Origin of the sequence: Paraglaciecola aquimarina, assembly GCF_032464635.1 — a bacterium.
GTDB lineage: Bacteria > Pseudomonadota > Gammaproteobacteria > Enterobacterales > Alteromonadaceae > Paraglaciecola > Paraglaciecola aquimarina.
In genome coordinates, this window is the sequence record NZ_JAWDIO010000002.1 from 2,393,857 (window position 1) to 2,407,205 (window position 13,349).

At 40.8% G+C, this 13,349-nt stretch carries 7 protein-coding genes and 6 pseudogenes; 11 read left to right on the forward strand and 2 right to left on the reverse strand.

The window, feature by feature from the left end:
- Positions 1-23: 23 nt before the first annotated feature.
- From lysC to RS130_RS12015, 3 genes and pseudogenes are all read left to right on the forward strand, one after another.
- A pseudogene (lysC, locus tag RS130_RS12005) lies at positions 24-1,385 on the forward strand (lysine-sensitive aspartokinase 3).
- A gap of 28 nt (positions 1,386-1,413) precedes the next feature.
- Positions 1,414-1,593 (forward strand): hypothetical protein, encoded by a 180-nt coding sequence (locus tag RS130_RS12010; protein ID WP_316026151.1) that lies wholly within the window; start codon positions 1,414-1,416, stop codon positions 1,591-1,593.
- Positions 1,594-1,703: 110 nt separating this feature from the next.
- The gene (locus RS130_RS12015) at positions 1,704-1,943 is read left to right on the forward strand and encodes a DUF2798 domain-containing protein (RefSeq protein ID WP_316026152.1); all 240 of its coding nucleotides are present in this window, start codon (positions 1,704-1,706) and stop codon (positions 1,941-1,943) included.
- A 97-nt stretch (positions 1,944-2,040) separates the two neighbouring features.
- Here RS130_RS12015 and glnD read toward each other — a convergent pair.
- A pseudogene (gene glnD, locus RS130_RS12020) lies at positions 2,041-4,655 on the reverse strand ([protein-PII] uridylyltransferase).
- Between the two features lie 114 nt (positions 4,656-4,769).
- On the reverse strand, positions 4,770-5,561 hold the full coding sequence (map, locus tag RS130_RS12025; protein WP_316026153.1) for a type I methionyl aminopeptidase: 792 nt from the start codon (positions 5,559-5,561) through the stop codon (positions 4,770-4,772).
- Between the two features lie 317 nt (positions 5,562-5,878).
- Between map and rpsB the strand changes: the two genes are divergently transcribed.
- The 8 genes and pseudogenes from rpsB to rseP all read left to right on the forward strand — a co-directional run bounded on the left by rpsB (position 5,879) and on the right by rseP (position 13,346).
- Positions 5,879-6,610, forward strand: coding sequence for a 30S ribosomal protein S2 (gene rpsB, locus RS130_RS12030; protein WP_316026154.1), 732 nt, complete (start codon positions 5,879-5,881; stop codon positions 6,608-6,610).
- A 118-nt stretch (positions 6,611-6,728) separates the two neighbouring features.
- The gene (gene tsf, locus RS130_RS12035) at positions 6,729-7,601 is read left to right on the forward strand and encodes a translation elongation factor Ts (RefSeq protein WP_316026155.1); all 873 of its coding nucleotides are present in this window, start codon (positions 6,729-6,731) and stop codon (positions 7,599-7,601) included.
- Positions 7,602-7,798: 197 nt separating this feature from the next.
- Positions 7,799-8,531: pseudogene (pyrH, locus tag RS130_RS12040) on the forward strand (UMP kinase).
- Between the two features lie 29 nt (positions 8,532-8,560).
- Complete coding sequence (gene frr, locus RS130_RS12045; RefSeq protein ID WP_316026156.1) at positions 8,561-9,118, forward strand: ribosome recycling factor; 558 nt, start codon at positions 8,561-8,563, stop codon at positions 9,116-9,118.
- Positions 9,119-9,136: 18 nt separating this feature from the next.
- On the forward strand, positions 9,137-9,877 hold the full coding sequence (uppS, locus tag RS130_RS12050) for a polyprenyl diphosphate synthase (RefSeq protein WP_316026157.1): 741 nt from the start codon (positions 9,137-9,139) through the stop codon (positions 9,875-9,877).
- A gap of 41 nt (positions 9,878-9,918) precedes the next feature.
- Positions 9,919-10,781: pseudogene (locus RS130_RS12055) on the forward strand (phosphatidate cytidylyltransferase).
- A pseudogene (gene ispC / locus RS130_RS12060) lies at positions 10,781-11,994 on the forward strand (1-deoxy-D-xylulose-5-phosphate reductoisomerase). The pseudogenes RS130_RS12055 and ispC overlap by 1 nt, the downstream one beginning before the upstream one ends.
- Positions 11,995-13,346: pseudogene (gene rseP, locus RS130_RS12065) on the forward strand (sigma E protease regulator RseP). It abuts the pseudogene before it with no gap.
- Positions 13,347-13,349: the final 3 nt, after the last annotated feature.

Here is a 13,349-nt window from a genome sequence, read left to right on the forward strand (position 1 = left end):
TTTGATGATTGAGTGAATAGACAGTGAGCAATATAGAAGTGAATAGCCTAAACGTAGCCAAATTTGGCGGAACTAGTGTCGCCAATTTTTCCGCTATGAGTAATTGTGCCAATATAATTAAGAATAACAGTCATACCAAAGTTGTGGTGGTAAGCGCTTCGGCGGGTGTCACTAACTTGTTGGTAGATATTGCCCATACGGCCATGTCAAAAGATCAAATCAAACAAAAGTTAGCTGAAATCGAAGGGATCCAAGCTAATATTTTACAAGATCTAGGAAGTCCTGAAGATGTGGCAGAAAAACTAACCCAGTTACTATCATCTTTAACTGATTTAGCCTTACATGAAGAAATTATTCACCGCGCTGATTTAAAAGACGCCTTGTTATCCCACGGTGAAAGAATGTCGTCTTTGTTATTTAGTGCCGTACTACAAGGTATTGGGGTGAAGGCTGAGAACTTTGATGTACGTAATGTACTGAAAACGGACAGTGAATTTGGTAAAGCCACGCCGCAATTGGAAGCAATTAAATTAGCGGCTGAACAAATCATGCTGCCTAGTCTTGCCGATACCGTTTTTGTTACTCAAGGTTTTATTGGTTCTGATGAACAAGGTAATACCACGACTTTAGGACGAGGTGGTTCGGACTTTACAGCGGCCTTGTTAGCTGAAGCATTAGGTGCCAGTACCTGTGAAATTTGGACCGATGTGATAGGTGTGTATACCACTGATCCTCGAATTACAGATGCCGCTAGACCATTGCCAGAACTTAGCTTTGAAGAAGCCGCAGAAATGGCCACATTTGGCGCTAAAGTGTTGCACCCCGCGACTATGGAGCCGGCGTTAAGACAGGATATTAAAGTGTTTGTTGGTTCAAGTCGTGAACCAGAAAAGGGGGGACTTGGATTGTCCGAGATTGTCAAACTGAGCCAGCTTACCGAGCAATTACTCGTCGTAAAGAGCAAGTGATGGTGACAGTTAAGACGCCAAAAATGATGTATGCCCAAGGCTTCTTACAACGGGTATTTACGATTATTGCTAAACATAAATTGAGTGTTGATTTAGTGACAACGTCAGAAATATCAGTGGCATTTACCTTAGACAATCCAGCTAATTCTGTGGTTGAGCAACTCAATCGTGCGACGTTAGATGAGTTACGCCAATTTTGTGATGTGCTCGTTGAAGACAATTACGACCTTGGTCACTGTGGTGGGGAACAATATGCATGGCGAAGCGGGTATATCCAACCGAATATTTGATGCGGTTGCGGAACATAATTTACGTATGATTTGTTATGGCGCTAATCCTCATAATTTGTCTATCTTAGTCAGCGCAAATGCGAGTAACGAAGTGGTTAAGTCGTTGCATAGAGCCTTGTTTGAATAACTCAATATCCTGATGATTGTATAAGGTGATGATAAACAAAAGCAACAAACAGACTGGCGTTTATCAATCACCTTTATCTAAATTGTTTTTGCGGCAGCAGCCTAAAGTTCGAGCAAAAAAAGGTATGGCGAATTTGTTAATGGCTTATGCCGATGACGACGTGCAAAAAATTGCGCAGGTTATTCGAGCTTGGCTTGAGGCTGACTAGGCTCGCTCGATGCAGCAACAGGTTGCAGTCTTTCGTACTGTAGCCAAACAGAAACGTTATTTTCTGTATAAATTTCTCTCTATTTTTTATTCTATGGAAGGTGTCCGTTAATGATCCCTCGTAAACATCACAAACTGGTCTTTTCGTTTTTTATGTCATTACTGATGTCTTGTATTATGTCGTTGGTGATCAGTATTTTTAATGTGGGATTGGTGGCAAATATAATAGGTATTTGGTTAAAAGCGTGGAGCTTTGCTTTTGCGGTGGCTTTTCCGACTATCTTAGTCGTGGGGCCTATTGTGCATAAGTTGGTGGCGCTTGTATTGCAAGATGAGCAGGAAAATGGATAGCTGTAGCTAAGGTCTTGATATTGTTTGGGTGAGAATTATGACAACTAATTTAACCCTAGGTTAGTGTTAAATTAGTTGTCATAAATGACCGAAAACCTTAATCGAGGTTTTCAGTTAAGCGTTTTTTAAGTTCAACTTGCTCAGTTTGGCTGAGTGGTTCGTCATACTGATTAGTGAGTATGAATAAATCTTCTGCTCGCTCACCTATAGTAGATATTTTAGCCATATGTAGTTTGAAGTTGAGTTCAACGAACTGTTCGCTAATTTTGGCCAATAAACCTGATGCATCTAATGCTTCCAATTCGATTATCGTCCCTTTACTTTGGCTAGGATAAAATCTCACTTTAGTTTTAACATCTAGCTGCTCCATTTGGCGAGACATTTTACGTTTATTGCTATGCTTCTCACCGGGTTTATTTAATTGAGACTCAACTGCCTCTTTTAAGCTATCTAAGCGTGAAGTAGAGGTAATACGCTCACCATTTTGCTCTAGGATGATAAAGCTATCAAATATGTAACCATCATGGGTATGCATGATTTGCGCATCATGAATAGTGCAATTACGGCTATCTAAAACTGAAGCAATTTGAGCAAACATTTTCGGTTTATCTTTACCATACACTATTAGCTCTGCTCCGGCCCTAGAAGCCTTAGCGCTGGTACCTACTAGTAAAAAGTCATCCGTCATGGGGTAAGACGCTAAAATAACCTGTGCATGCCAAGCGATTTGCTCCGGAAAGAAACGGGCAAAATAGTCGTTATTTAAACGCTTCCAAAATTGTGATATTTGCGATTCGTTCATGCCACAATCAAACAGTATTTTGCGGGCCTGCTCTTGGTGATCTTCAATTCGATCTTGCAAGGCTACTTTGCATTCTAAGCCGTTTTCTAAGGCTTTTTGGGTGAGTAAATATAAGTCTCGCAATAGCTGCGACTTCCAGTCGTTCCAAAGATTATCATTGGTGGCTCTAATATCGGCCAAAGTCAGCACATACAAATGATTGAGGTTGTTGTGGGTGCGGACGATATGCGCGAACTCATTGATCACTTCGGGATCATAAATATCACGTCTTTGCGCGATGACAGACATAGTTAAGTGACTTTCAACTAACCAGCGAATAAGCTCAGTATCTTTCTCATTTACTCCATGAGCAACACAAAAGTCTTTCACGTCTGCTGCGCCGAGTTCTGAATGGTCGCCATTTCTACCTTTACCGATATCGTGAAAAATAGCGGCAATAAATAGCAATTCAGGTTTATCTAAGTGTTTGACAATGCGCCCACAGCGTGGGAAATGCGTATTTTCTGGTTGACCATAGTGATATATGTTTTTAACTAATCTGTGGGTATGCTCGTCTACAGTGTACGCATGAAATAAGTCAAACTGCATCATACCCACAATGTGATCCCACTGAGGGATATAGGCTTGTAAAATGCCATGTTTATGCATGATATTCCAAGCTAAAGCAAAGAAATTTGGGTGTTTCATTAAGCCCATAAACAATACTCGACATTCTGCTCTTTCTGCAAAGTATTGTTCACGAAATGCGCGTCTGGCCTGTCTTAGTAAGCCTAAACAATTAGAGTGTAACCCGGTAATTTCTGGATGATCTGCAATCAGCTGAAGAAAGCGTAATATATCTTCTGGGCATGCAAATACATTCTCATGTTTTGGATAAATAAGGTCATCTAATAGCTCAAAGTTCTGATCGATATCTTTGGTTTGCTTAACCTTGATGGCTAAAATATCTTGACGAAATCGTTGTAGTAACATTTCATTCAGTTCACTAATGCGTCGAACTGTTCTGAAAAACGACTTCATCATTTTCTCAACACAGGCTTTGTTATCTTCGCCATAACCTAACTTGCTTGCCACGTCTTGTTGATAATCAAACAATAAACGGTTTTCACTACGTCCTGAAACTAAATGTAGAGCAAAACGAATTTCCCATAGGGCATTTCTACACTCAATTAATTCTATAAATTCTTGTTTAGTGAAATATCCGGCTGCGACTAGTTCGCTGCCATCCATTGCCTTAAAATGTTTCTTCGCCACCCAGCCGATAGTTTGAATGTCACGTAAACAACCCGGGTTTTCCTTAACATTGGGCTCCAAGTTGAATGAGGTATCTTTGCATTTAGCATGACGTTGAACTTGTTCATCATATTTAGCGATGAAAAAATCTTTACTACTCCAATAACTGCGGCTTTGCAATTTGCTAATCAAATCTTTAAAGGTATTTTCACTACCAATAAGGAGTCGAGCTTCTACCAAATTTGTCGCTATAGTGACATCCTGTTTGGCCTGCTGCACAGTTTCTTTAATACTACGAACCGATTGACCTACATCTAGTCCTATGTCCCACATCAATGTGATAAATCTGCCAATGGTTTCTTGCTGGCTTTTGCCTAATGTTCTGTGACTCAAAATTAATAAGTCGATGTCAGAATATGGTTGTAGTTGTCCTCGGCCATATCCGCCCACTGCGACTAGGGCGAGTTTTTTTCAGTGTGTAGGCCCATTAATTGCCAGATATGTTGCAATAGCGAGTCAACAAAAACGGCTCTTCCCTCTACTAGTCCTTGTATTTCACTGCGACCGAATTCGGTGTTTAGCCATTCATAACTATTGGCAACGATAGTTTTATAAGCCGCGATGTTATCGGTATTGTTAATCAGCTTTATTTGGCTTAACAGACTATGGAGAGACAAATTACATTCCTTACAGCAGAAAATTCAGTCGCTGAGGTTAACGCCAAATTAGACTCATGTATCTTGATTTTTGTGTAGTTATCAAGATACATGTAAGTCAATAGTTGGGGGATATTAATGGTTAATGATTCGATCAATGGTTTCGTCATCACGAAGAGTGAGAATTTCTACTCCGGTTTCGGTGACAAGTAAGGTATGTTCCCATTGAGCACTTAGGCTACGATCTTTGGTGACGACCGTCCATTGATCGGGTAACACTTTAGAATAACGTTTACCGGCATTTATCATTGGCTCGATAGTAAAGCACATACCAGCTTCTAACGTCTCTCCAGTATTGGGCTTACCATAATGCACAACTTGTGGCTCTTCATGGAAATTAGCGCCGATACCATGCCCACAATACTCACGTACTACTGAATAGTTGTTACTTTCAGCGTATTGTTGAATAGCGTGGCCTATATCGCCTAATCTAGCCCCGGGTTTGACCATTTTTATGCCTAAATATAAACATTCTTGTGTAATACGAATTAGGCGCTCAGATAAAATGGATGGCTTACCTACCACAAACATCTTCGATGTATCACCATGATAGCCGTCAGCAATAACAGTCACATCGATATTTATCGAGTCACCGTCTTTTAACTTTTTGTCGGCTGGAATACCATGACAAATTACATGATTGACCGATGTACAGATTGATTTGGGAAATGGAGGATTGCCATAATTTAATGGGGCAGGAATACATTTTTGTACGTTAACGATATAATCATGACAAATTTTATCCAGCTCATTAGTGGTAACGCCCTTTTTTACGTGTTCACCAATCATTTGTAATACATCAGCGGCAAGACGCCCAGCTCTTCGCATTTTTTCAATTTCTGCTGGGGTTTTTATAGTGGCAGACAATATTTTTTCCTATCTAATGAGAACCTTAGTGTGCGCCTATATTAACGATTACGCTGTTCCTTGTATAGAGTGATTACGTTAAATTTGAACTCGAACTTGTATATAATTGGCTAGCATGCTATAAAGCGCACCGCTGAATTTAATGATCGTTAGCGACTATTAGATATCGCGAAGTAGCTAAGAATTTTTAGCATAAATAACACACATACATCGGCACATTTTTCGGGGTGTCTGCATAGAAATTCTTAATTGAAATTCTGCGTGGATCGAAAACTGGGATGTATGGAGGCCTAACCCCATATTGAGGAATCTTTATAATGGCAAATGTATCTATGCGCGACATGCTTCAGGCAGGCGTACACTTTGGACACCAAACTCGTTACTGGAATCCAAAAATGAAACCTTTCATTTTTGGCGCACGTAACAAAGTTCATATCATCAATCTTGAAAAAACAGTTCCTTTGTTCAACGAAGCATTGAACTTTGTTGGTGGCGTTGCCGCTAAGAAAGGTAAAATACTTTTCGTTGGTACTAAGCGTGCTGCAAGTGATGCAGTTAAAGAAGCAGCTGACAAATGTGACCAATTCTATGTTAACAAACGCTGGTTAGGCGGTATGTTGACTAACTGGAAAACAGTTCGTCAGTCAATCAAACGTCTTAAAGATCTTGAGCAACAGAGTCAAGACGGAACGTTTGAAAAATTAACTAAGAAAGAAGTGTTAATGCTTCAGCGCGAAATGACAAAACTTGAGACTAGCCTAGGCGGGATCAAAAACATGGGCGGATTGCCTGATGTATTGTTTGTTGTTGATGCTGACCACGAACATATCGCAATTACTGAAGCCGGCAACCTTGGTATTCCAGTAGTTTCAATCGTTGATACTAACTCAAGCCCAGATGGTGTTGATTACATCGTTCCAGGTAATGATGATGCAATTCGCGCGATTCAACTTTATTTGAATGCAGCAGCTGATGCTGTGACTGAAGGTCGTAACCAGTCAAATGAAGTACCTGCTGAAAAAGGCGAGTTCGTAGAAGCTGCTGAATAAGCAACAAGCTTTTAACCGAGTCTAGGTAATTAGATTTCGGTTTATTGTCGAAAAATAAAACGGGGGCGGTTGCCCCTGTTTTTAAATGTTAAATAAAATATTTGCTGAGGAAACGAAAATGGCAGTGACTGCAGCCCTAGTTAAAGAATTACGCGAGCGTACAGCCGCAGGCATGCTTGATTGTAAAAAAGCATTGGTAGAAACCAATGGTGATATCGAACTTGCAATCGAGAATATGCGTAAAAATGGTCAAGCTAAAGCAGCTAAAAAAGCGGGACGTATCGCCGCTGAAGGTGTGATTTTGACTAAAGTTGCTAACGGTGTAGCAACTATGATTGAAGTAAACAGTGAAACTGACTTTGTTGCACGTGACGAAGGTTTCATTAAATTTGGTTCACAATTGATTGAAGTTGCTTCTGCAAACAAAATCAATGATATGGACACATTAAACAACGCAGAAGTTGATGGCGTTAAAGTAAGTGACTTGCGTGATACGTTAGTGGCTAAGATTGGCGAAAACATCAGCCCTCGTCGTGTTATTTCTGTTGAAGGTGATAACCTTGGTGCTTATGTACATGGTGCACGTATTGGTGTTATCGCTATTCTACAAGGTGGCGATGAAGAGCTAGCTAAAGATATTGCGATGCACGTTGCAGCATCTAGCCCTCAGTTCGTTAAGCCTGAAGAAGTACCAGCTGAAGTGGTAGCAAAAGAAAAAGAAATTCAACTTGATATCGCTGTTAAATCTGGCAAGCCTGCTGAAATAGCAGAAAAAATGGTTTCTGGCCGTATGAAGAAATTCACTGGCGAAATCAGCTTAACAGGTCAACCGTTTGTTAAGGATCCTTCAATCCTTGTTGCTGACTTACTTAAATCTAAAGGTGCGGATGTGATTAACTTCGTACGTTTTGAAGTAGGTGAAGGTATCGAGAAAAAAGAAGAAGATTTCGCTGCAGAAGTAGCTGCACAAATGGCAGCGGCTAAAAAATAAGCGGATTACGGCTTAATTAAGTTAAGTCTGAACCCTAAAGCCTTAAATCAGTTTTAATTCTTGCATGAAACATGCATTTTGAACTTGTTTGGGTATAATACTGGCACCTCAATTAGAGGTGCTTTTTTATGTGTGTGAAGTAAGTCAATATGGCTTACAATTTCGTCACTTTTTTCATCGTAAGGAATTGCTAATCTATGAGTACTGTACCTAAATCAGCTTATCGAAGAATCTTGTTAAAATTAAGTGGTGAAGCACTGATGGGGGATGAGGGCTTTGGCATTGACCCTAAAGTACTCGATCGCATGGCCCAAGAAATAAAAGAACTACTCGAGCTTGGCGTAGAAGTAGGACTTGTTATTGGTGGCGGTAATTTATTCCGCGGTGAAGGGTTAGCCAAAGCAGGTATGAATCGTGTTGTTGGTGACCATATGGGAATGTTAGCCACGGTTATGAATGGCACTGGCGATGCGAGATGCACTGCATCGTGCATTAGTTAATGCTCGTTTGATGTCGGCGTTTCCCCTGAATGGTGTTTGTGACTCTTATAACTGGGCTGAAGCCATAAGTTTACTAAAGTCTGGCCGCGTAGTGATATTTTCAGCTGGTACAGGAAATCCTTTTTTACTACTGACTCCGCAGCCTGTTTGCGCGGAATCGAAATCGAAGCAGATGTCATTTTAAAAGGCACGAAAGTCGATGGGGTTTATGATTCTGACCCAGCCAAAAATCCAGATGCCGTATTATTTAAAACACTTTCTTATAATGAAGTGTTAGAAAAAGAATTGAAAGTTATGGACTTAGCAGCTTTTACACTGGCTAGAGACCATAATGTTCCAATCAGGGTATTTAATATGAATAAACCTTGGTTGTTTGAAGGATGTTGTCATGGGTAAAGATGACGGCACTCTTATTACACATACAAAATAAAAAACATATTAGCGATTAGGAAGATTAACGTGATTGATGAAATAAATGATGATGCGCGTCAGCGTATGGAAAAAAGTGTAGTGTCATTAAAAGGCCAATTATCTAAAATCCGTACTGGCCGTGCACACCCCAGTTTACTAGACAGTATTATGGTGCCTTATTATGGCGCTCCAACGCCATTGAAACAGTTAGCCAATATAGTTGCAGAAGACGCACGTACTTTGGCATTGACTGTATTTGATCAAAGCGCTGCTCAAGCCGTCGAAAAAGCCATTATGCAGTCTGATTTGGGGCTCAATCCAATGAGCGCAGGGGCCGTTATGCGTATTCCGATGCCCGCACTAACCGAAGAGCGACGTAAAGACTTGATCCGCGTTGTACGTGCCGAAGCTGAACAGGGTAAAGTGGCGATACGTAATATTCGTCGTGATGCGAATAGTGATATTAAAGAGCTATTGAAAGAGAAAGAGATAAGCGAAGATGATAGTCGTCGCGGTGAAGAGTCAATTCAAAAACTTACAGACACCTTTGTAAAAGAAGTTGATGAGATACTTGTATTGAAAGAAAAAGATTTAATGGAAGTATAGTTAGGCTTAACAAAAGTAATGAAATCAACGACTAGTAACATACAAAAGCAAACGCCTAAACATGTTGCCATCATTATGGATGGCAATGGTCGGTGGGCAAAAGAAAAAGGGAAAATTCGCACTTTTGGGCATAAGGCAGGCGTCAAAGCGGTAAGAGCTTCGGTGTCTTTTGCCGTTAAAAGTGGTGTTGAAGCATTAACATTATTTGCTTTTAGTAGTGAAAACTGGAAACGACCGGCAGAAGAAGTCGGTGTGTTGATGGAATTGTTTAAATTAGTGTTAGGCAGCGAAGTAAAAAAATTACATAAGAATAATGTTAAATTGCAAGTGATCGGCGATACAAGTCGATTTGATAGCAAGTTAATCAAAAAAGTACAAGACGCTGAACAATTAACCAAAGACAACGACGGGTTAACGTTAAATATTGCTGCAAATTATGGTGGTCGATGGGATATCGTCAACGCCGCTCAAATTATTGCAGACAAAGTGAAAGCGGGAGAATTACAAAGTTCTGATATAAATGAAGAGCTTTTTACTGAACACACTTGTGCGTCAAATTTACCTGCCGTTGATTTGTTGATTCGAACTGGTGGAGAACAGCGGATTAGTAACTTTTTGTTGTGGCAAGTTGCTTATGCTGAATTATATTTTTCTAACGTTTATTGGCCTGATTTTAGTGAGCAAACATTCCAAGACGCTGTGAATGATTTTAATCTCCGTCAACGACGATTTGGAAAAACTGGAGAGCAAGTAAAATGATCGTCATTTGTCTTGCCGCTCATGTAAATTAGGATGAGACTTTGTTAAAACAACGCGTTATTACCGCCCTTATTCTGGCACCGTTAGCACTTTTTGCTATTTTGTTTTCGCCTCTTTGGATGTTTGAGCTACTGATCGCTTTAGTGATGGGCTTAGGGGCGTGGGAATGGTCTAGTATGTCAGGTATTACTAGAAAATTTACCAAAATGTCTTTTGCTGTGCTTGTCACCTCATTGTGTTTATTTCTGTCCTTAATTTTGCCTGTCGACATGATTTGGTATCAAGGGCAACTTAATAGCTTGTATACCTATATTTTGTCCTTAGCATCTATTTGGTGGGTAATTTCATTGGCTATGATTATAGCCTACCCGCATTTCAGCTCTGCTTGGTACGAAAGTAAACCACTACGTGGTATTTTTGGGTTGTTGACTTTAGTGCCAACCTGGGTAGCAGTTGTCTCACTTCGAACAAGTCTTTATGACGTGGATCCTTTTTATGGTGCCTCATTGATCTTTTATGTTTTAGGGATCGTTTGGGCGGCAGATATAGGGGCATTTTTTGTTGGAGTGAAGTTTGGTAAACACAAACTAAGACCCCGGGTTTCGCTAGGTAAAACGATAGAAGGCTTGATGGGGGAGTATTTGCCTCGTCCGCTATCATTGCTTTTGCCGCGTTACATTATCACGTTGAACCGTCACGTATTTGGTTGCATGTTGTGATTGGAGCATTAACCGTTGGCGTGTCAGCATTAGGTGACTTAAATGAAAGTATGTTTAAACGCTGCGCGGGCATAAAAGACAGCGGCACGTTGTTACCGGGTCACGGTGGTATTATGGACCGGATTGATAGCTTAACTGCAGCCTTTCCTGTTTTTGCATTTTGTTATGTAACGTGGATGGCGTAATGCAACAAACTGCACAGAAATTGACTATTTTAGGGGCTACCGGATCGATAGGCCAAAGTACCATAGATGTCGTTTTACGCCACCCTGAACAGTTTACTGTTTTGCGCTTACCGCTAATGCCAATTACGAACTGTTATTTTCTCAGGCCAAAATGTGTCAGCCAGAATATGTGGTCATTTCTGACCCAGTTTATTTTTCTCAAGCAACCGCTGCTTTTAAACAAAGTCATCTTAATTGTGAATTGTTGTTAGGCAATGAAGCATTAGCTCAAGTGGCTAGTGCCAATGAAGTCGATGTAGTGATGGCTGCGATTGTTGGGGCTGCAGGGTTATTGCCTACTTTAGCTGCGGTCAATACGGGTAAAAAAGTATTGCTCGCAAATAAAGAGTCCTTGGTGATGTCTGGGGATTTATTTGTTCAAGCCGCTAATCAACATAAAGCGACATTGTTGCCCATAGACAGTGAACACAATGCCATTTTTCAATGTTTACCAGAACGTTTTTGTTACGGTGATTTGGCGGGGTCTGGTATCAGTAAAGTCCTACTTACTGGCTCTGGTGGTCCGTTTCTAAACAAACCATTGGCCGAGTTACCCAAGGTTACGCCTGCTCAAGCTTGTGCTCATCCTAATTGGGATATGGGCAGAAAAATCTCCGTAGATTCAGCCACTATGATGAATAAAGGCTTAGAGTTTATTGAAGCGAGATGGTTGTTTGGCTTACAGTCAGATGACATTCAAGTGGTGCTACATCCTCAGAGTATTATTCATTCTATGGTGCAATATGTAGATGGTTCGGTGATTGCTCAAATGGGCAATCCTGACATGCGTACACCTATTGCCCATGCATTAGCCTACCCTGAACGAATTGCTTCTGGGGTCGCGTCTTTAGATTTTAGTCAAGTCGCTAATTTTAGTTTTACAGAGCCCGATGAACACCGTTACCCGAATTTACGTTTAGCGATTGAAGCTAGTGATGTTGGGCAATATGCGACTACTGCGTTAAACGCTGCGAACGAAATCGCGGTTGAGGCTTTTTTGCAAGGCCAAATAAGTTTTACGCAAATAGCTGAGGTAAACGAACAATGTTTACAACAGACGCCAGCTCAGTCTTTAGGTTCGATTGAAGCGATAATAGCTAGTGATCAGTCGGCTCGTATACGTACTCAAAAAATTATCAGTGGACTGAGTGGCGCGATGGGAGGAGTTGGCTAGATGTATTCAATTTTGATTAGCATTGTTTCTTTCATTGCTGCGTTAGGCATACTGGTAGCGGTACATGAGTGGGGGCATTTTTGGGTGGCCCGTCGTTGTGGAGTGAAAGTCGAAAAGTTCTCAATTGGGTTTGGCAAAGCGTTTTGGCGTAGAACGGATAGGCACGGAACAGAATTTGTACTCGCCGCCATACCTCTAGGCGGATACGTAAAGATGTTAGACGAACGTGTGGACGAGGTGGCAGAAGAAGACTTACCCTACGCCTTCAATCGACAACATGTACTTAAAAGAATTGCAATTATAGCAGCTGGCCCTTTGGTGAATTTTCTATTTGCTATATTGGCACTTTTTGTCATGTATTTGATTGGTCTACAAACCATTAAGCCTGTGATTGGGGAAATTACGCCAAATAGCATTGTTAGTGTCAGTCAAATTCCAGCAAATGCGACCATTATTGAAGTGGGGGGCGTGCTGTTACTGATTGGGAAGACGTTAATTTAGAGTTAATGTCGCATATTGGCAAAGCGCGTTTACCTATCAAGTATGTAGCCAATCACCACCCCTTACCACGCAGCGCAAATATTGATATTAGCCAATGGTCTTTTGACGTCGATAATCAATCGGCCTTAGCTAGTTTAGGGATTACGCCTTTTAGACCAGCGGTATCAAATATACTCGGATATGTGCAAGAAAACTCCGCTGCGCAAGGTATTGGCTTGTTAGCTGACGATAAAATTTTGCGTCTAGATGGAACTAGTATGGAAAATTGGGAACAAATAGTCAGTCATGTTACTGCAAAGCCTGATCAAGCAATCGAGATTGACGTATTGAGAAATGGAAAAGTAGTGCGTCTAACCGGGTCAGTGGGTCACACTGAGCGTGATAACGCCGTAATCGGTTATATGGGCTTTACGCCTAAGTATGAAGCTTGGCCAGAAGGTATGGTGTTTATTCATCAATATGGGTTAGGTAAAGCGTTTAGTAAAGCGGTAGATAAAACATGGCGACTGATGACATTAAGTATTGAAATGCTAGGAAAGCTATTTACTGGCGATGTATCAGTAAAAAATCTAAGCGGTCCGATAGCGATAGCCCAAGGTGCGGGTATGAGTGCTAGCTCCGGATTAGTTTACTTTTTAAGCTTTTTGGCGCTAATTAGTGTTAATTTGGGAATAATTAACCTTTTACCGCTTCCAGTACTTGATGGTGGGCACTTACTCTATTACTTTATAGAACTTTTAAGTGGCCGTCCTGTACCAGACGCAGTGCAAGAAGTCGGTTTTAAAATTGGTGGCGTTTTGCTACTCCTGTTAATGAGCATTGCAATAGTCAATGATATTGCACGTTTATAATTT